The 20,407-nt window shown below is 45.5% G+C and carries 17 protein-coding genes; 1 reads left to right on the top strand and 16 read right to left on the bottom strand.

Annotation, left to right across the window (positions count from 1 at the left end; genetic code table 11):
- Positions 1 to 39 precede the first annotated feature (39 nt).
- The 13 genes from B5F71_RS03800 to B5F71_RS03735 all read right to left on the bottom strand — a co-directional run bounded on the left by B5F71_RS03800 (position 40) and on the right by B5F71_RS03735 (position 18,109).
- A complete protein-coding gene (locus B5F71_RS03800; RefSeq protein WP_204428223.1) occupies positions 40 to 534 on the bottom strand; it encodes a GNAT family protein in 495 nt (164 codons plus the stop codon).
- Positions 535 to 629: 95 nt separating this feature from the next.
- Positions 630 to 884, bottom strand: coding sequence for a cyclomaltodextrinase C-terminal domain-containing protein (locus B5F71_RS03795; RefSeq protein ID WP_022039468.1), 255 nt, complete (start codon positions 882 to 884; stop codon positions 630 to 632).
- 230 nt (positions 885 to 1,114) lie between these two features.
- On the bottom strand, positions 1,115 to 2,275 hold the full coding sequence (locus tag B5F71_RS03790; protein ID WP_013618830.1) for a sodium ion-translocating decarboxylase subunit beta: 1,161 nt from the start codon (positions 2,273 to 2,275) through the stop codon (positions 1,115 to 1,117).
- 2 nt (positions 2,276 to 2,277) lie between these two features.
- Complete coding sequence (locus B5F71_RS03785; protein WP_022039469.1) at positions 2,278 to 2,706, bottom strand: biotin/lipoyl-containing protein; 429 nt, start codon at positions 2,704 to 2,706, stop codon at positions 2,278 to 2,280.
- Positions 2,707 to 2,727: 21 nt separating this feature from the next.
- Positions 2,728 to 3,657 carry an OadG family transporter subunit gene (locus tag B5F71_RS03780; RefSeq protein WP_022039470.1) on the bottom strand — a complete coding sequence of 310 codons (930 nt, stop codon included), beginning with the start codon at positions 3,655 to 3,657 and terminating at the stop codon, positions 2,728 to 2,730.
- A gap of 130 nt (positions 3,658 to 3,787) precedes the next feature.
- Complete coding sequence (locus tag B5F71_RS03775) at positions 3,788 to 5,341, bottom strand: acyl-CoA carboxylase subunit beta (RefSeq protein ID WP_087207801.1); 1,554 nt, start codon at positions 5,339 to 5,341, stop codon at positions 3,788 to 3,790.
- A gap of 113 nt (positions 5,342 to 5,454) precedes the next feature.
- On the bottom strand, positions 5,455 to 5,859 hold the full coding sequence (gene mce / locus B5F71_RS03770) for a methylmalonyl-CoA epimerase (protein ID WP_013618834.1): 405 nt from the start codon (positions 5,857 to 5,859) through the stop codon (positions 5,455 to 5,457).
- A 154-nt stretch (positions 5,860 to 6,013) separates the two neighbouring features.
- A complete protein-coding gene (locus B5F71_RS03765; RefSeq protein WP_087207799.1) occupies positions 6,014 to 9,463 on the bottom strand; it encodes an AAA family ATPase in 3,450 nt (1,149 codons plus the stop codon).
- A 93-nt stretch (positions 9,464 to 9,556) separates the two neighbouring features.
- Positions 9,557 to 10,819 (bottom strand): exonuclease subunit SbcD, encoded by a 1,263-nt coding sequence (gene sbcD / locus B5F71_RS03760; protein WP_087207796.1) that lies wholly within the window; start codon positions 10,817 to 10,819, stop codon positions 9,557 to 9,559.
- An 824-nt stretch (positions 10,820 to 11,643) separates the two neighbouring features.
- Complete coding sequence (locus B5F71_RS03750) at positions 11,644 to 12,642, bottom strand: aldo/keto reductase (RefSeq protein ID WP_087207793.1); 999 nt, start codon at positions 12,640 to 12,642, stop codon at positions 11,644 to 11,646.
- 19 nt (positions 12,643 to 12,661) lie between these two features.
- Positions 12,662 to 13,636 carry a GNAT family N-acetyltransferase gene (locus B5F71_RS03745; protein ID WP_022039477.1) on the bottom strand — a complete coding sequence of 325 codons (975 nt, stop codon included), beginning with the start codon at positions 13,634 to 13,636 and terminating at the stop codon, positions 12,662 to 12,664.
- An 82-nt stretch (positions 13,637 to 13,718) separates the two neighbouring features.
- Entirely contained in the window at positions 13,719 to 15,356 is a 1,638-nt protein-coding gene (locus B5F71_RS03740; protein ID WP_087207791.1) for a RagB/SusD family nutrient uptake outer membrane protein, read from the bottom strand.
- An 11-nt stretch (positions 15,357 to 15,367) separates the two neighbouring features.
- Positions 15,368 to 18,109 (bottom strand): SusC/RagA family TonB-linked outer membrane protein, encoded by a 2,742-nt coding sequence (locus B5F71_RS03735; protein ID WP_087207789.1) that lies wholly within the window; start codon positions 18,107 to 18,109, stop codon positions 15,368 to 15,370.
- Positions 18,110 to 18,389: 280 nt separating this feature from the next.
- Between B5F71_RS03735 and B5F71_RS20105 the strand changes: the two genes are divergently transcribed.
- On the top strand, positions 18,390 to 18,572 hold the full coding sequence (locus B5F71_RS20105) for a hypothetical protein (protein WP_158098031.1): 183 nt from the start codon (positions 18,390 to 18,392) through the stop codon (positions 18,570 to 18,572).
- Positions 18,573 to 18,631: 59 nt separating this feature from the next.
- On the opposite strand, the gene B5F71_RS03730 is transcribed toward B5F71_RS20105, so the two are convergent.
- The 3 genes from B5F71_RS03730 to B5F71_RS20735 form a co-directional block, all read right to left on the bottom strand.
- Entirely contained in the window at positions 18,632 to 19,432 is an 801-nt protein-coding gene (locus B5F71_RS03730) for an N-acetylmuramoyl-L-alanine amidase (RefSeq protein WP_087207787.1), read from the bottom strand.
- Positions 19,429 to 19,971, bottom strand: coding sequence for a TlpA disulfide reductase family protein (locus B5F71_RS03725; RefSeq protein ID WP_087207785.1), 543 nt, complete (start codon positions 19,969 to 19,971; stop codon positions 19,429 to 19,431). The genes B5F71_RS03730 and B5F71_RS03725 overlap by 4 nt, the downstream gene beginning before the upstream one ends.
- Before the next feature lie 120 nt (positions 19,972 to 20,091).
- A partial coding sequence (locus B5F71_RS20735) for a hypothetical protein (RefSeq protein ID WP_206423822.1) occupies positions 20,092 to 20,407 on the bottom strand: 316 nt, incomplete at its 5' end.

Raw genomic sequence — 20,407 nt, 5'->3', positions numbered from 1 at the left:
ACATTGGCACATTTTCATATTATTACATTAGCACATTAATTACCCTTTCCGCTGGTAGGCAATACGTGGTGTACCATTGGATACATAAATAATGCCACAACGAACAAAACCGTGCTTTTCCAACAGATGTTGCATCACTTTATTGTCGGCATGAGTGTCGGCACGTAGTTGGGATGCACGGGCGGTACACCAGTCAAGGCAGGCGGAAAAGATACCTTTTTCGCTGCCATCGGATGCCAGACGATGGATGACATAGTAAGGTTCGTCATTCAGCCACTTCCCGTTTTCGATATGTGCATAGTTGGGGTCCGGACTGGGAACAAAACAGAAAGTACCGACAAGGACATTCTCTTCGTTTTCACAAACATAACAATTACCTTGGTTGATTTCTTCAGCAACCAGTTCACGTTGCGGATATCCGTTTATCCATTGGTTGGGATTTCCGGTACTCGTCATAAAGTGCCTGGCTGTATCAAATATTTTCATCAGGCGGTCTATATCGGTAAGGATGGCGGGGCGTATGGTCTGTATCATATTGTAAAGTGGCTTTAGTAAAATACAAAAAAGGTGAAACAAAACTGATGCTTCACCTTTTTTGTTGGTATGTAATAAATAAGCTTTAACGTCCTTTACTTGAACTCAATAATTAGCGATTGATTTGCTGGTATGATAAGATTTTTAGTGAAATCCACTTTTTTACCGGAAGTGAGGATTGTTCCTCCTTTAGAATCGCGAGTTAAAGCATTGTAGTGTTGGCACGGCAGAACTTGCTCTTTGTTAGTACTATTCAAGATAATCATTTCTGTTTTGCCTTCACTGGTACGGGCGTACACGTAGATTCCTTGTTCGGGAATGTGATACTTTACAGTTTTGTTTTCTGACATATTCTTGTTTAGTTTTAGTTTTGCACTCCAAAGGTAGAGTTTTCATTCTAAACAAGCGGAAAGAAAAGGGTTAAAATTGCAGGTTTTATGCGGTTTTTATGATATAAATCAAGTTTTTGACAAGGTGACGAGGTCTCAGTTGACAAGGTGGGCAAGGTTTTAAATAGTTTTTCGAATGGAATGTTTTCTAAAGCCTTGTCTCCTTGTCAACTGATATTTCGTTACTTCATTTATATTAAGAATCCCAGCAAGATACCTGCCGCTACGGCAGAACCGATGACGCCGGCTACGTTCGGGCCCATGGCGTGCATCAGCAGGTAATTGGTCGGGTCGTATTCGGCGCCTACGATTTGCGAGATGCGTGCCGAGTCGGGCACGGCAGATACGCCGGCATTTCCGATAAGCGGATTAATCTTGTTGTCTTTCTTCAATACCAGGTTGAATATCTTGACGAAGAGCACTCCCGATGCGGTGGCTATCACGAAGGACAAGGCACCCAGCCCGAAAATCTTCAGTGAATCCCAGGTGATGAATTCCGAAGCCTGCGTAGAGGCACCTACGGTCAGTCCCAGCAAGATGGTGATGGTATCAATCAGCGGTCCGCGTGCAGTTTCTGCCAGACGGCGTGTCACGCCGCTTTCCTTCAGCAGGTTGCCGAAGAAGAGCATGCCCAGCAGGGGAAGACCCGAAGGCACCAGGAAGCAGGTCAGCAGCAGACCCATAATCGGGAACAGGACCTTTTCGGTATGCGACACGGCACGCGGGGCTTTCATGCGGATGAGACGCTCTTTCTTGGTGGTGAGCAGGCGCATGATGGGCGGTTGGATAACCGGCACCAGTGCCATGTAGGAGTAGGCAGACACGGCGATGGCTCCCATCAGGTTGGGCGCCAGCTTCGATGAAAGGAAGATGGCAGTGGGGCCGTCTGCGCCACCGATGATGCCGATAGCGGCTGCCTGCATGGGGTCGAATCCCCATTCGAGGGCAATCATGTAGGCACCGAAGATACCGAATTGGGCTGCCGCCCCGATAAGCATCAGCTTCGGATTGGAAATCAGTGCCGAGAAGTCGGTCATGGCGCCGATGCCGAGGAAAATGAGCGGCGGATACCAGCCCGATGTCACGCCTTGGTATAAGATGTTGAGTACCGAACCCTGTTCGTAGATGCCGACTTGCAGTCCGGCTTCCATATTGAACGGAATGTTGCCTATCAGCATACCGAATCCGATAGGAATCAGCAGCATCGGCTCGAATTCCTTTGCCACGGCAAGATAAATGAAGAATATACCGACGGCTATCATGATGAAATGCTGGTAAGTGGCATTGTAGAAGCCGGTATACGTCCAGAAATCAGCCAGGTTGCTCTGTAAGAAATTGATGAATTCTCCCATAGTTATTCGATGATTATAAGGTCTGTACCTTCAAGAATAGATTCTCCTTTGCTCACGTTGATGGCAGTCACTTTGCCGTCGCGGTCCGACTTGATGTCGTTTTCCATTTTCATGGCTTCCAGTATCAGCAGGGTCTGTCCGCGTTTCACCGTGTCGCCTTCCTTTACCTTGATATCGAGGATGACTCCGGGCAGCGGAGATTTTATGCCCGACTTGCCTTGCGACACTGTGGGGCGGGTTACGGCAGGAGGAGGAGCGGCAGGCGTGGTGGAAGCCGTGCGGATGACCGGCTTGATTTTCGGGGTTGCAGGCTTCTCCAGTTCTACGGTGTAGGGCGTACCGTTTACTTCTACGTGTACGTTGTTTTCTTCGATGTCTCCTACGGTCACTTTGTATAAGTTTCCGTTGATTTTGTATCTATATTCTTTCATGGTTATCTATTCGTTAGAGGGTTATTTCTTGTGAGGATTTTCGCGCAGTGTATAAATCTTCGAGCTCCACGGCGAGTAGCTCCGTTTCACACGGCTGATGGTCAGGATGGTTTCTTCCACGTCGTGGTCGCTTCCCTGCGCTTCATGCAGCGCCATGGCAATGGCGGCTATCACGTCGCCCGGCGCTTCGCCCAGCCGGCGTTCCTTGGCTTCCTGCTTGTCGGTGATGTTGTGTGCCTTCATGGCGTTGCGCTTGCGCAGCTTGACGGCGATTTTCCCGATAATCCGGAAGCTGACGTACAGCAGGATAAGCCCGATGAAGACTACGCTCATGGCGGTGATGGTCATGCCGAATCCTGCCGAGTCGTGCTGTTCGAACTTGTCCATCTTCGGGTTCCCTTCCAGCGTCTGGTTGTTCGTGCTGGGAGTGACGTATTTGGTTTCGCTGTCATCCTTCACTTCCCATTCGTCTGATCCGTCGCTTATCCGTGCATACGACTGGTCTGTCTTCAGGACTCCTGCCGGCACCACGATTTCGTCCAGCAGCTTTTTGCCCGAGTCGTACAGCCCTATCCAGTTGTCTTTCGTCTTGCTCAGTACGAAATTGGTATGGAAGGTGCCTCGGCGCGGTGCTCCGTCTGCCCAGAACAACGCATGCTGGCGCGGGCTGATGGCGGTCAGCACGTCGCCCTTCGGAATGAAATAAGAGAGGGTGTCGCCCGGCTCGCTGCTTACTTTCAGGTAGCATCCGGCAAGGTTGACACTGTTGTAAGAGGTGTTGAATATTTCCACCCATCCGCTATGCACGCCGTAATCGTCCTGAAAGTTTTCCTGGTTGTCTACCAGCACTTCGTTGATGACGATTTTACTCTTGGCTTCCGGCGTGGTGCACGAACTGAATGCTCCCAGCAGGGCGGATGTAAAAAATATTCCGGCTATATATTTATTCATAATTAAACGCGTTTTTTTGAGTTTTTAAGTTCTTAAGTTCTTGAGCTTGTAAGTTCTTGAGTCTTTAAGTTTTTAAGTTTGTAAGTTGAGAAACTCAAAAACTTAAAAGCTCAAAAACTTATAAACTCATTTACAAAGGAATGTTCCCGTGTTTCTTCGCCGGATTGGTCTGCTTCTTGGTTTGCAATTGCTGCAGGGCACGGATGATGCGGAAACGTGTGTTGCGCGGTTCGATGACATCGTCGATATACCCGTACTTCGCCGCATTGTATGGGTTGGCAAACAACTTGGTATATTCGGCTTCCTTCTCTGCCATAAAGGCTTTCGGGTCGGCAGCTTCCTTGGCTTCCTTGGCATAGAGCACTTCTACGGCTCCTGCGCCTCCCATGACGGCGATTTCGGCAGTAGGCCATGCGTAGTTCATGTCGCCGCGCAGCTGCTTGCAGCTCATCACGATGTGCGAGCCTCCGTACGACTTGCGGAGAGTGACGGTCACCTTAGGCACCGTAGCCTCGCCGTATGCATACAGCAGTTTGGCTCCGTGCAGGATGACGGCGTTGTATTCTTGTCCGGTACCCGGCAGGAAGCCCGGCACGTCGACCAGTGACACGATGGGGATGTTGAACGCGTCGCAGAAGCGGACGAAGCGTGCGCCCTTGCGTGAGGAGTTGCAGTCGAGCACGCCTGCAAGGAATTTGGGTTGGTTGGCTACGATGCCCACCGACTGTCCGTTGAAGCGGGCGAAACCGATGATGATGTTTTTGGCGAAGTCGCGTTGCACTTCCAGAAACTCGCCGTTGTCGACAATGGCTCCGATTACCTCATACATATCGTAAGGCTTGTTGGGGCTGTCGGGGACGATTTCATTTAATGAGTCTTCCAACCGGTCTATCGGGTCGGTACAGTCCACGTAAGGCGGTTCTTCAAGGTTGTTTTGGGGAATGTAGCTCAGAAGCTTGCGTATAAGGGCCAATCCTTCTTCTTCAGTGGCGGCGGTAAAGTGTGTTACGCCCGAGCGGGTAGAGTGCACGCTGGCGCCTCCTAAGTTTTCCTGAGTCACGTCTTCGCCGGTAACGGTCTTCACTACTTTCGGCCCGGTGAGGAACATGTACGACGTTCCTTCCATCATCAGGGTGAAGTCGGTCAGGGCAGGAGAGTAAACGGCTCCTCCCGCGCAGGGACCGAAGATGCCGGAGATTTGCGGAACTACGCCGGATGCCAGAATGTTGCGCTGGAATATCTCGGCATATCCTGCCAGCGCGTTAATGCCTTCCTGGATGCGTGCGCCTCCCGAGTCGTTCAGCCCGATGACGGGTGCGCCCATCTTCATCGCCATATCCATCACCTTGCAAATCTTTTGCGACATGGTTTCCGACAGCGAGCCTGCCGATACGGTAAAGTCTTGTGCAAAGACATACACCAGCCGTCCCTCGATGGTTCCGTATCCGGTTACTACGCCGTCGCCCAAGTATTGTTTCTTGTCCATGCCGAAGTTGGTGCAACGGTGTTTCACGAACATGTCCATTTCTTCGAAACTGCCTTCGTCGAGCAGCATGGAAATGCGTTCGCGTGCTGTATATTTCCCTTTTGCGTGTTGTTTCTCAATCGCTTTCTCGCCGCCTCCCAGACGGGCTTGGGCACGCAGCTCGATCAGTTCTTTTACTTTTTCAAGTTGGTTACTCATGGCATTAAGTTTTAGTGTTTGATTTTAGTTGTCTAGGAGCTAGGTTTTAAATTGTTTTACTGATGTATTCAGAACCTAGTCGCCTAGTACCTAGTCAACTAGTACCTATAATATTATTTTTCACACAATTCAGTCAGTACACCCATCGTCGATTTCGGATGCAGGAAAGCAATCTGCAGGTTTTCCGCCCCTTTGCGCGGAGCCTTGTCAATCAGGCGTATGCCCGCTCCTTCGGCTTCTGCCAAGGCGTTGGCCACTCCGTCTTCGATGGCGAAGGCAAGGTGATGGATGCCCATGCCTCGCTTTTCAATGAAACTGGCGATGGTACTGTCCGGACTAGTCGGTTCCAACAATTCGATTTTGGTGTCTCCGCATTTCAGAAAAGCGGTCTTTACTTTTTGGTCTTCTACAGTCTCTATGTTGTAGCAGGTCAGTCCGAGAACTTTTTCGTAATACGGAAGGGCTTCTTCGATGCTTTTTACAGCAATGCCCAAGTGTTCGATGTGGGAAATTTTCATAAATGTTGTTTTTTATAAAGTATTAAATTCTTTAATTTATTCGCATTGATTGCACAAAGAAAAGAAAAATGTGCTGAAAAACGAAATCTTTCTTCGATTTATTTTCAGAAAAGATGCATGTCTGGTTTTTCTCACGGCATACAGATGGTGATATTTACTTGACAGGCATTGTTCCTTTCAATTCGATGCGGCTGCGTCCTTCTCCTTTTTTTATGACACGGATTTGTACATTGATTCTTTCATCTAACTCTTCACGATGCGATATGATGCCGACACGTCGCCCGTTTTGTCCTGCAATTTCCTGTAGTCGTTCAAGGGTAGACATGACAGAGTCTAAACTTTTTTCATCAAGTGTGCCGAAGCCCTCATCAATAAACAGAATGTCTATATTCATGTCCGGACGGTTCAACGACGAGAGTGCTAGCGATAATGCCAATGAAATCATGAAGCGTTCGCCTCCCGAAAGCACTGTTACGCTGCGCACTTGGTTTTTGTTGTAACAGTCTAAGACTAAAATGGAAAGCTGTTCGTTTTCTTCGCTGCATGTCAGCTTGTAACGGTCGGTAATCTGTGCGAGATAGATGTTTGCATTGTTGAGTAACGGCCGCAGGATATAGGATTGTACGAGTGTGCGGAAACGAGTTCCTCCAAAGCGGGAATTTAGCCGGTCCCATTTTGTAAAATTCTTTTTTACAGCTTCCAGTCTTGCTGTTATCTTTTTGAAGTTATCTTCGTTGCGTTTGTCTTCTTCCAGTTTACTGCAGATAGTTGCCTGTTCACTTACAAGCTGGTCACGGGTAAGTGCAAGTATGTTTTTTTCTTCCTGTAGCAGTGTAAGGTCTGGGATATCTTGTCCTTCACAGATACCTAGCTTTTCCATAGCTTCAGTCTGTTGCCTTTGCATTGTGGCAATGGCATCACGTCGTGAGGTGATACTTGCCTGAAGGTCATTGATACGTTGGCGTGCCTCTGGTATTTCTTTTTCTTTTCCAACGAGGGCAATAAGATCAGATTCGGCTGTGCCTGATGTCTTGTAATATATACCCAGTGTGGTTTCGCAAGCTGTGATAATGGCAGTACACTCACACGTGTCTTTGGCTATTGTATTAATTTCAATATAAAGCCTGGTCCATTCATCATTGATGTCACTGCATGGATAAGTGGCAGGAGAGGCTGAAGTGTCCCATCCGGCATGTAAATGGAGGATTTTGTCTCTTGTGTTTCCGATGGAGACTGCTGTAGCCTTTGCTGTTTGTAATTGTTGTGCAGCTGTATCAAACTTTTTTTTCATATCTGCGTATTCGTTAGCATCACGGCAAAGAATATTTTTGGTGCTGTAGGTGTCTTGTTGCCAACCGGGCATCCAGTTTGCCAATATTGCGTTCAAGTCAGTGAAGAGGTTGATTGCGGTCCGTTCTCCAGCTTTCTTTTGTTCGTGTAATTGATGTATATGTTGCTCGTTGGCATAAAAATCTTTGTCTGCCTGGACTTTGGCTTTATCGGCTGTTGTTTTTTGGATTTCAAGCTTCTTCTTCTCATTCAGCAACAGATTAATCTTGTTTTGTAATTCTTCGGCATCTTTTTGTTGCAGTTTGAGTTGGTGGAGGATCTGTCCGATTTCGTTTATGGCTATGTTGACCTGTTGTGCTATGGGTTTCGTTATATCCAGACCCGCTTGTTTTGCCACGGTCAGTGCCTGTTTTTGGGTAGCATCGGCTTTATTCTTTTGCTCAGCCAGTATGTGTCTTTGGGTTTCGAGCATGCCAGATGCTGTGTTGTATCTTTTTTTTGCTTCATCATATGCTGTGGTAGCTTTCAACAGGTTTTCCTCTGTAATGTTTTTCTCTTTTTCAAGAGGGGTAAGCACGGCTTTGAAGTCTTCGTCAAGATATATGTGATTGATGTGTTGTCCACACAAGGGACAGATGTCTGCCTGCTCAGCAATGAGACGTTTGCGTAACGTGACAAGGTGTTCTTCCAGACTGGTTTGCATGGTGTGGAGCAGGTTATTGGCTTTTTCGTCTTTTTCTTTAGCAGCCAGATAGGCTTCTTCGGCTTTTTGGACTGCTTGATGGAAAATGGTCAGTTTTTCGGTTTGTCCTTTAATTTCTTTATCAAGTTTTTCCAGATTGTTTGTATCAGTCTCCATGTTCTGTAGGGTTTGCTGAAGCTGTTTCAACCTGGTATTTCTCATGTTTGCCTGTTCAAGGTTTTGGTTTATCAAAACCGGGTTCAGCATTTCACGCTGTTTGCTTAAGGTCTCTATGTTTTTTTGTATGTCAGCTATTGCGTTATCTGTATTTGCTGCTGCCTGTGCGGTCTTTTCTACAATGTTTTTTAAGGTCGTTGTTCGGGCGGTTTCAGTTTCTATCTGTCTGGCGATGGTTTGTATTTCTTTGTTGGTGTCTTCATATTGTCGTATCTTTTGAATGATTTCTCCGGTTTTGCTATACACTTCTTCTTGACTTTGATGTGCCGTTATCCATTGGTGTAACTTTTCGGTTTTGTCGGATAGTAGGGACATGTCATGGTTGCGTTGGGCAAAATCGGCGGAAAGTCGGTTGAACATTTGTTGGCACATGGGTTCTTGGGAAAACGATTGTTCCCTTTTGACTTTTGCTTCTTGCATTTTGACGAGTGTCTGGCGTTGGGCAGTGGTGTTGTCCCAGTTTTTGACCAGTTTCATGTCTGCTTTGTATTCTTCCCCTTGTAAGCGTTTTTGCAGTTGCTCCAGTTCTTCTTGAGCTAACGTTTGGTTTTTGCGGCATTGATTGATGGTATTGACTAAAGTGAGTTGCTGTTCGTTTAGTCGGATTTTTGTTTCCAGTGTCTGTTTTTGAGTGTTTATATTGGATTGTTCGGCAAGCAGTTTTTCTTTTTCTTCTTTGTCTAAAATATGTGTTTTTTCTGTTTCATATTCAGTTTGAGTTTGCTTGTAGATAGCCTGGGCTTTGTCGAAGAGGTTTTTGATAGCGGCACCGTATTTTGAGAAACGTTCGGTATTTGTCAGTTGTTCCAAGATGGCTTCACGTTCGGATTTGTTACCGGTAAGGAATGTTGCGAATTGTCCTTGTGCCAGCATGGCCATGCGTCCGAATTGTTCGAAGGTAAGTCCTACTGCCTGTAAAATGGTGTTGGCTACTTCTGTATTGCCGGATATCCAGTCGTTGTCTCCTTTTTTAACTTCCCATTTAGGCTGTCGATGCTTTAGCTGTTTACGGCTTCGCTGCATGCCAAGGGAAAGCCGTGCATGGTAGTTCATTCCATCGTTTCCTTCGAATATCACTTCGCTGTAACATTCTTCACGTTCGGATATTCCTAAGCGGGTATATTGCTCGATGCTGGCTACCCGCAGGGTTTCTCCTTCGGCATTGACATAATCATTTCTCATAGCGTTGGCCACTCCGTCTATGCGGGGAGTTTTCTTGTATAAAGCCATTGAGATACAATCCAGTATTACAGTTTTTCCGGCACCGGTATCTCCGCTGATAAGAAAAAGCGGGGCAGTTTCGCCACTTATGGCATCACGTAACCCGTTTTCAAAATCAATGTCACCTTTCTCTATGGAAGCAATGTTCCTGATATGTAGTTCTTTTATTTTCATGATTATTTGATTATCAAGTTTTTAGTCTTGTATGGGGTATGCATTTGCTGGCAATGAATGATTTACAGACTTCGGAATCTGCTGTTTATGCGGTTAATTCTGTATTGTTTTTTTGCGCGAAGCATTGCTTTCTTCTGCCATGCGTTTTACTTCCGCTTCTATTTCGACAAATGCCTGACGTACTTCATCCATGTCGAGTTCTGGATATTGTTGTTTGGTTTTTTCTATAAAGAGAACCGGATTTGTCATCTGTTGTATTTCGGCTACTTCAAATTTGGGTTTGGTTGCCTCGACAGTGTTGTTTTCTGAAGTTCCTGTCCATTTTATTTTCGGATTGTAGCGCAATTCACCGTTATAAGCATCGGTGATGGTGTAGACCATTTGATTGAAATCTGAAGGTAACGATGTTGCATAATCCATTTGCAAGCGGATGTATCCTCTTCCACCTTTTTCGGCAAATTGTTTGATGCCGTTCAGTGCTTCTTCGGCACTGGCAAATGCAGTTTCATTGGCAGGTAAAAGATAGAAATGACGTAATTCGTTGATGCGTAATTGCCGTATACGTACATTGCCTCCATGACTTTTTATCTCTATGACACTGACGGTGTGAGGATAGTTTTCATCGCTACTTACGTGCAGGGCACTGCCTGCATAGCGTATGACAGGGGCAGGGTAGGTTACGTCTGTCTGCTGGTTGTCATCTCTGTGTCCGATGGTTTGCGGTCTATGTATGTGTCCAAGTGCCAGGTAGTCGTATCCTGTGCCTAAGCTGGCAATTTCTTGGGTACGTATGTGCCCGATATCGAAGTCGTGTCCTGTCATATCACTTCCTTTGACAGTAAGATGTCCTGTCATGATAACTGGCTTCCCTTCAGTATTTTCCGCTTTTACATAGTCCAGCAGTGACTGAATCATGGAGGTACGTTCGCCAGTCATATAAGGTAATGCAATAATGTACCCGTTCGGCAGACTGATTATGAAATTTTTTTGCCATTCGTCTGCCGATGTAAAATCGGCAGGTGGCGGTGTTCCTATAAGGTGTGTATTAGCCAGCTTCCATATCTCATGATTAGATTGGATGCGGGAGGCTGAATCGTGATTGCCTGCGACGATGACCAGATGCATGGTAGGGGAGGCTTGGTGTAAGCGTACAAAACGGTCGGTAAATGATTTCCAGACGGCAGCCGAAGGTTGTTGGATATCGAATACATCCCCACTTACGATTAAGGCGTCGGGCTGTTCTTCTTGGCACCATCGTTCCAATTGTGAGAAAAAGCAATCGTGCTCATCGTTCCGTTCATAATTTTGATAAATGATTTGTCCCAAGTGCAAATCGGCAGTATGAAGTATTTTCATGCTTGTAATTATAGGTTTCTAAAGGCAAGTTATCAAAAATAGTTGGAATATGCAAGAAAAAACGAGAATATGCAATTGGGGGGCTTTTAATTTCCCAAGCACCTGCTTCTGCTTTCTAAGAAGCTGTTTTGAATTTCTCCAAAAAGTTTTTCTTGGCTTGATGTATCCGTTTTCGTGTGTGCTTTGGGCGATTTTTTGGTCCTTTTCGCTCCTGTTCTTCGTCAGATAGCCCGCTATCTTCCTCATCACAGAAGCGAAAAATGCCTCAAAAACTCATCCCAAATCATCGCACGATAAATCCAAAACAGCTTCTAAACTATATTCTTTCTCAGCAGCAGATAACTTCATCTGATGTAAGATTAAGAATCTTACAGCGGATGGACTATATGTTTGTCTTAAAATGCATGTCCGACAACAACCAATATATACCCCTGAAAAATGAATATATACTGCATTCGCGATTGAATATATACTGCATTCGCGATTGAATATATACTGCATTCGCGATTGAATATATACTGCATTCGTGATTGAATATATACTGCATTCGCCTACGGATATATACTTCATCGGCAAATGCAGTACTACTGCGTTTCCGACTCGGACGGATTGGCTAATGGCGGCCATTCATATTTCCTTAGAAGAAGCTGTTTTGAATTTCTTCAAAAAGTTTTTCTATTCATTTTCGTGTGTGCTTTGGGTGATTTTTTGGTCCTTCCCGTTTCTGTTCTTCGTCAGATAGCCCGCTATCTTTCTCATCACAGAAGCAGAAATGCTTCAAAAACTCATTCCAAATCATCGCACGATAGATTCAAAACGGTTTCTTAAAGTATTTGTTCTATTTGCTTGAGTTCTTCGGAACGGAATGCTGTATTCTTCAAGCACATTAGATTGTCTTGCAATTGCTGTACGGAGCTGGCACCGATAATGACCGAAGTAACCAGGTCATCTTTCAGTAACCAGGCTAGTGCCATTTCAGCCAGTGTTTGTCCACGTGAAGCTGCGATTTTGTCTAAAGCTTTTATTTTGCCGATTGTTTCAGGGGTAAGGGACTCTTTCTTTAAGAAACCGCCTCGTGCGATGCGTGAGTCGGTGGGGATACCATTCAGGTAGCGGTTTGTCAACAGTCCTTGAGCAAGTGGTGAGAAAGCGATAAATCCGCTGCCAGCCTGTCGTGCTTGGTCGAGTATGCCTTCTTGTTCTACTTTACGGTCGAACATATTGTATCTTCCTTGATATAACAGGCAATGTATGTGCTGCGATTGTAGGTAGTTGTAGGCTTCTTCTGCCTTGTCTTTCGGGTATTTAGAGATACCTACGTAGAGTGCTTTGCCTTGGTGTATGATGTCTACCAATGTTTGTAAGGTCTCTTCCAAAGGTGTTTCCGGGTCATAACGGTGGCTGTAGAAAATATCTACATATTCCAGATGCATCCGTTTTAAGCTTTGGTCGAGGCTGGCTATAAGATGTTTGCGTGAGTTCCAGGTTCCGTAAGGACCTTGCCACATGTCGTGTCCGGCTTTTGTTGAGATAAACAGTTCATCGCGGTAAGGTGCCATTGATTTTTGCATGATTTGCCCGAATGTTTCTTCTGCCGAGCCTGCTGAGGGACCGTAGTTGTTTGCTAGGTCGAAATGTGTGATTCCATGGTCGAAAGCATAATGGACGATGTTTTTACAAGTCGAAAAGATATCTATGTCTCCGAAGTTGTGCCACATTCCCAGTGATATTTCCGGCAGGAGAATGCCACTTTTTCCTGCACGCCGGTATTTCATGCCACATTCATAACGGTTTTTGTCTGCTGCGTAAACATAATTATTCATAGAGTCGTTTTTTTTAAGATTATATGTAAAAATGAATGAGTATCCGATTCAGCCATTTCCATCTGATTCTGAACCATCGGCGTGTGCTGATTTGCCTGCCACCGAAGCGGAGAATGAAGTCACGGTATGTATATTTTTTGAAAGGAATGCCAGCTTCGATGAATTCGAAATGTCTGTATCCGTGTTGGCGTGAATAAGTCATGGCTTTCCATACAGCCAAGATGCCAGGATAGAGTAGGGGATAGCTTTTCCGCATTCCGGCAGAGAATAGTAAGTAAGCAGTGTCTTGCGAAAAAAGGCAGACAGAGCCGCCGATGATTTTGTTTTTGTAGCGAATGACGAATATTTGTCCCAGTTTATCTCGGGTAGGATGTTCTAGCAGGGAAATAAAGAAACGGAGGTCGGGTAGGAAACGGTGAATTTTCGAAGCATAGTATTTTCTCAGCATGGCAAAGAACTCTTCAAGGTCTTTGCGGTTGTTTACTACATCCATTTGGGCTCCGTTTTTCAGTCCGCGTGCGATCTGGCGCTTGCGGGACGGGCTGGCCCATTTGTCTAATGCAGTGTGATGAATGGAATTGCGTACCCGCAACCAGCGTACAGGGAAATATCCGTTCTGGCGGAAGTATTTGTAACCGAAAAGCGATTGTTCCAAATTACGGAATTCCAGAAAGAACGAATCGTCTTGAAAACGTACCGTAAGGTAAGAAAGAAATTTGCCGAAAATGGTCTCGTCTTTCACAGCCGAGTGGAAATATTCGCCTGTCCCGTAAGCATACGTTTTGTTACATAGTCCGGTAATCCGTGCGTTACGCCGGGTAATGCAGAGTAGTTTGCCTACTGCTTTATTACCTTCCCAAGCTACTAGCAGTACCGGACGGTAACCGGGAGTTTGTTCTAATATCTGGAACAACTCGGTAGAATGAAAAACATTGGTTCCTGGAAGGTCCGGGATGTCTTTCGACTGTTCGTATATATTCACTTGGATAGCCATGATATTGCAAAGATAAACTTTTTTTAGGTAACAACGGGCTTCGGGGCAAAGGATTTTGCTTCTGTGATATCAAGCCAACCTGTTATTCGTATCCCGGATTCTGTTTCATGGCTTTGTTCATACCAAGTATTTTTTGTGGAATGGGGAATACGGTGGTAAAACCGCTTGTTTCGTTTTCCACCTTGGGGCGAAAACTGTAAGGACGGGTGAAAGTACCGAAACGGATCATGTCTTGACGGCGCCAGCCTTCCCATGCCAATTCCAATTGTCTTTCAGCCAGCAGGTTCTCAAGGGTAGCAGTTCTTGGCGATGCACCTGCCCGGTTACGTATTTCATTCAGTTCGGCATTGCCGTCTTCTCCGTTGCGTACTTTGGCTTCGCTTTGCATCAGCAACACGTCGGCATAGCGGAACAGGACAATGTCGTTGTTGATTAGTTTTCCGTCCTTTAGCGCGGTTTTGTCTACTTCGTATTTTTTCATCCTGGCTCCGGCGGTTTGTTCGTATGCGGTTCCAGACAGGTCAAGACTGACTTGCCAAGGTTCGTAGACCAAAGGTGTCTGCTCGTCATCCAGCAATATCGGATTCCCGTCAAGGTCTTTTACCGGACCGGCAAAATAGCAGAAATCGAAGCGGGGATCTGTATCAGGGGTATCGTATCCGAATGTTTCCAATACTTCGAGGGTAGCACTCGAACCGTTTTCGCCACCTAAGCCATACGCTTTGGCATGGTTGTAATGGCGTGAGCGGAACAGATAGATGAACTGGTTGGTATATAGTGTCTTGTCCATCGGTATGACAAAAATGTTTTCTTGCGATGATTCGTTGAAAATAGCGAAGTTGAGTGTGTAGTCTGCTTCCAGTCTGTATCCGGCCGAGGTAATCTGCCTGCAGTAATATTGTACGGTTTCCCATGCGTTCAGCTGGTTGCCATCTATGTCGAAGAATAATTGTTTGCCGTCTGGCTTGTCGGAGTCTGTCCAGAGGTCATCGGCATAGATTTCTGCATTCAATGCCAGTTTTGCCAGCAAGAAGTATGCTACTGGCTGTGTGATTCTTCCGTAATAGATGCCTGGTTGGTTACTGCGTTCTTTACTTAAGAAAGGAACTGCATCTTGCAGTTCATCGAAGATGAAACGGAATGTTTGACTTCGCTTTTGTTGTTCGATGTCGCTGACATGTAGGTCGGAAGATAAGAGCAGGGGAATATTACCGAACAGGTCCATGGTATAATAATAGAACATGGCTCTCAGTGCCCGTACTTCTGCAGCATAGATACGGGTGTCTTCATCTGGATGTTTTTCTGCGTATGATTGGATTTTCTTCAGCGACTTGTTGCACAAAATGATGACTCCGTACAAGTATTCCCATGTGTCGTGTATCGCATCGTTGTTCACTCCCCACCGGTGCAGGTAAAGTCCTTGCCAGAATCCTCCATCAAACCAGTCGGCACCCCGTGTGGGCATAATGGCTTCATCGGTTGTGAAAGTATTCAGGTCGTATACGCCACGTCCGGTTCCTTGCAGTCCCTGACTGTCGTTGTATCCGCCGATATGGTTATAGAGCGACAAGACGCCGTTTTGGAATAACTCTTGTAACGTTTCGTAAGCGGTGTCTTCGTCAAGGCTGTCGCGTGGGTCTTCTTCCAGAAACTTGCTGCACGAAGGCATTCCCAACAAGAGGGAAAGCAACAAAAAAATAAAGGTATACTGTCTTTTCATAAGGCTCGTAATTAGAAGTTAAGACTAAGACTGATTGTGTATGTGCGCGAAAGCGGATAGGTACGTTTGTCGTCTACCCCTAGCGTGTTGTCCGCTAAACTGGAGTTAATTAATGGAGTCAGTCCCGAATAGCTGCTGATGGTTCCCAAATTGTTGACAGTGCCTGCCAGGCGTACTCCTTTCAGGAAACGGGTATGTTTCAGAGGGATGGTCCATCCGATAGTCAGGTAATCGAAGTTGACATAATCGCCTTTTTCCAACCAGTAATCGGTAGCGGTCTGGTCTTTTATCATTTGTTTGGGGGCTTCTTCCAGCACATTGTAATCAGGCAGGCTGTTCATGTTCATATACGAGAGGGATGTCCCGTTGTATATTTTATGTCCGAATGCTCCGTTTATCTGTAAGGAAATGTCTATATTTTTGTAGCGGAAACTGATGTTCGAACCCAATAGCGTTTTCGGAATGGCTTGTCCGGCTATGTAGCGGTCTTCGCCATCTTCCAGGTTTACCCCGCCACCGTTCAGGTCGGCAATCTGATAAGTATATCCTCCTTTTCCGTCTGCTGCAAGTCCTTCGCAATGTGGTAAGTAAAATACGCCCAAAGGTTGTCCTACAATCTGATACACGATGTTGTTGTATCCTCCGTGTGTGCCAGCACCGTTTAATCCGGCGATGGCGGTGTATTCGGAAGCCGAGACGTATTCTCCGTTATACATGCCGCTTAACGAGAGGAGTTTATTTTGTTGGAAAGTAATGTTTGCGTTGATGTTCAGTTCCATGTCTTGTGTTTTCAGTGGTGTGATGCCTATGGATATTTCTGTTCCGCTGTTCCGCATGGAACCCAGATTTGCCAGTAAGGTGTTGTGGGCAAAGGGAGGTACGCTTACATTATAGGAATAAAGCATGTCTGTGGTTTTCGAGTTGTAGTAATTGACCGAAAGCAGGAGCCGATTGCCGTATAATCCCACATCGAATCCTGCATTGAACGTGCGTTTCACTTCCCATTTTAAGTTAGGGTTGATGTTCCGGAGGTTTTCGTATGTGACCAATGGGGCATTGCCAGTAGGTGTTATTCCGTTAGGACGGACTAATGCCATGGTGGTATACGAATCGATACCTGCCTGATTGCCTGCAAGCCCGTATCCCATACGTATTTTCAGGTTGTCTATGTAGCGGAAACGTTTCATGAATGCTTCTTCCGAAATGTTCCATGCAATGGATGCCGAAGGGAAAAATCCCCATTTATGGTTTTTACCGAATTTGGATGAAGCGTCTGTACGTGCATTCAGGGTCAGTACGTAACGGTTGTCGAATGTATAGTTCACGCGTCCCAAGAATGAAACCAGATGCGGTTCTTCGAAATATGAACCGGTGCCTTCCCATGGCCGGAGTGCTCCGCCTTGCAGGTTATCGAATCCGGTTTCATCGGAAGAAAAGTTAGTCACGGTTGTATAAAATCCTTTGTAAATATCTTTCTCCAGTTCGCCCAGTGCCAGTGCGTCAAAGAAATGCACTCCTTTGTGTTTGCGGTAGGTAAGCATCAGATTTCCCAAAAGTGATTCAGACTTTCGGTCGCCTCGGTAAGCCTGCCCATGTGCCCATACACTGGTAGGAAGATATTGCGAGTCTTCGCTGTCACTGTATGTGTACGAACCGAACAGAACCAGCTTCAGGTCTTTCAACAGGTGGAAGGTCAGGCGGGCGTGGGCACTAAAATATGATGTGGCATTCTGGTTGTTCACTTCCATCCACGCCAAGGGGTTTGTTATCTGGCTGGCTGTGGTTATCTGGTCCCATCCTCCTGTCTCAGGATTTTTGTGGTTGGGGTAGGTAGGGTTGAACGTTGCTGCCGAGTAGAATGTCTTTTGATAATCGAACAAGGTGCGGTTACGCTTTACTGAGCCGAACAGTCCCAGTTCGCAATCAATGAAGCCATCCAGTAATTTCTGGTTCATATTCATGTTCGAGGTGAATAGTTTCATATTTTCGTGTCGGACAACTCCTTCACGGTTCTGGAAGCCTAGTGAGACACGATAGTTCGATGTTTCACCTCCTCCATAAAATGCGATGTTATGATTTTGTTGCAATCCGGTTTGTTCTATTTCCTTTTGGAAGTCTGTATCATAACCTTTGTCCAGAAAGTGCAGACCGTTTTCGGTTGCCACTCTTCGATATTCTGTTCCTGAAAGCATGTCCAAGTGGCGGTAGACGTGGGCTATGCCGAAGCTTCCGCTGTAATTTATCCGTGTTTTCCCTGCCGTCCCTTTTTTAGTGACAATATTGATGACTCCCGAAGCTCCCCGAGAACCATATTGGGCAGTTTCTGATGCATCTTTCAGGATGGTGAAACTTTCGATGTCGGCTGGGTAAATGGATGTCAGCATCGTTAAGTCACCCAGTACACCGTCGACAATGATTAGCGGGTCGTTTCCGCTAGTCAGTGAAGTGGTACCCCGCATACGTACAGATTCCAGTGCAGCCATACCGTTGCTGCTTTTCAGAATGGTAAGTCCTGCCACTCGTCCTTGGATGGCTTCTAAAGGGTTGGTGATTTGTTCTTTATTCATCTGTTGTTCGGTAATCCGTTCTACCGAACCTGAAAGGTTTATCAGGCTGCCTTGTGCATATCCGATGTTCAATACAGAATCGGGAATCGATTCCGTATGTTGTTTTTTTTCTTGTGCCGACAAGGGTTGCAGGCAAAAAGAAGAGACGATAATACATGTTGTCAAAAAGTGTTTTTCTTTTTTCATAAGCGTCTAAGGAACATGGTTTATGCAAATATATGTAATATTATCGACAATTCCTATTATTATGGATACAGATTATAAGTTTTCGGATATTGTCCCAAATTGTCCCAAATATGTGCTTGAGCCAGGACATAGACGATTTATATGCTGGTTGTGTTGGTTTTTAGAAAGAGCTGTTTCTCATAAGGGTATTTCAATAAAAAGAGGGTGTGCCGGAATTTGATACACCCTCTTTTTTCACAAACCAATTTTGTCTTAGAAGCTGTTTTGAATTTATCGTGCGATGATTTGGGATGAGTTTTTGAGGCATTTTCGCTTCTGTGATGAGGAAGATAGCGGGCTATCTGACGAAGAACAGAAGCGGAAAGGACCAAAAAATCGCCCAAAGCACACACGAAAACGAACACATCAAGCCAAGAAAAACTTTTTGGAGAAATTCAAAACAGCTTCTTACTATAACTTCTAACCGGAGTGCTGGCTCTTGTGAAACATAATTGCTTGCAACTCCTGATTAGCGCCTGCTGATTATTTCTTATAATCTTTTACAATAGCATCGGTAATCCAGTTTGCTAAAGCTTGACGGTTATCGGGAATAACCAGACGTTTTTGGTCTTGTGCGTTTTGGATATTTCCCAATTCCAGAAAGACAGCGTAAGGAATAGTATTACGCAATACAAACAAATCACGTGCACTTACCGTCCCCTCAAAGCCACGATTGGGTTGATGACGATCGTATTTTGCCTTGAACGTTTTGTGCAACTGAGTAGCAAGTCGTTTTCCATATTTACTTTGGGGGGCATGATAAAAATATACATCGGTCTGCTTGCCACGGCTCCTGCTGTCAACATGAATGAATATCGCTCGTTTGTATTTGCTTTTATCCTTGCGGTAAAGTCGGTTGATGGCGTCGCAACGTTGTTGTAACCGTGCTACCTGCTTTAGTGGAATGGGTCTTCCCATACATGTTTCACGCTTGCTATTTTTCAGGATCGTTGTGTTGCGGATGCCGTCTTTGGCATCCTGGATGATGAAATGCACTTTTGCGCCCCGTTTTAGTAATTCGCGTCCCAGCCGTAAAATGATGTCATAAGCATACTCGTCTTCATGCAGTTCCTTGCCTTGATACTTACCGATGCATCCCGGATCAGGTCCTCCGTGTCCGCTTACCAAATAAAAGGTAGCTCCCTTCAAACTGTTGGACGTAACTTGATAAGTGGCATTAGCTTTTCCGAACAAGGGCTCGCGTCGGGTATTTTTCTTTTGGGCATAAGCAGGTGCGAGCAACAGCAGGCACAATGCTACAAGTGTCAGTCGCAAACGGTTCATTTCAGCAATTCATCTATTTTATTGCACAATGACGCAAACTCGTCTTCGTTGTAGAGGCGGGTCATCAACACAATCTTGCCCGTCTGGTCAATCAGCACGTTACGGGTAATGCCAGCACTACGCTCTGCGTAAAGCGCAAAAATATTGGCATCCGGATCAAGCCCCATTGGATAAGTTACTTGGGTCTGTTCCACGAAAGCTTTCACTTTATCTAGCGGTTCGTCTCGGTCAATGCCATACAGTGCGAATGTGTCGTTGTCCTTGTGCTTCTGCCAGATGTCACGCTCAATGAAAGGCATTTCCTTGCGGCATACGCCGCACCAACTTGCAGTGAACTGAAGCATCACCACTTTGCCGCGTAAATCAGAAAGTTTTACTTGGCTGCCGTCAGTGAGCATCATTTCAAAATCGGGTGCTACATCTCCTACCTTTACTATATATCCATTGGAATCGGGCATAGGTTGCTGCGCGTGTAAAGCTGGAACTATTCTCAGCATAAGGATACAGCCTAAAAGCATCGATAAAAACAGTTTTTTCATACACATTATCTTTAGTCACTAGGCAAAGATAATGCAAAAAAGCGAGACACCGAGCAAATCAGGGAAATATAATGAAGAATAATCACGGTTTTTTTCTCTTTTGTAACCAAGTAATGCAAGTCATGAACGTTGTTTGGGGTTGTTAGTATTAGCTTGGTTCGTCTCATATCGTGTGCACATCGTGTCACAATGGATACAACGGCATCTTCTATATCTATCGAAAAGGACTCCGAGAATGATGGTTATCTCGTTGAATTTGTTCGTCAGACAGCCTGCTATCTTTTTCATAAAACCAGAAAAACGTCCACGAAAATAATTCTCAATACATGATTGAGAAGCTGTTTTGAATTTATCGTGCGATGATTTGGGATGAGTTTTTGAGGCATTTCCGCTTCTGTGATGAGGAAGATAGCGGGCTATCTGACGAAGAACAGGA

Origin of the sequence: Bacteroides sp. An269 (assembly GCF_002159755.1) — a bacterium.
Lineage (GTDB): Bacteria > Bacteroidota > Bacteroidia > Bacteroidales > Bacteroidaceae > Phocaeicola > Phocaeicola intestinalis.
This window is presented reverse-complemented; position numbering and strand designations above follow the sequence as displayed.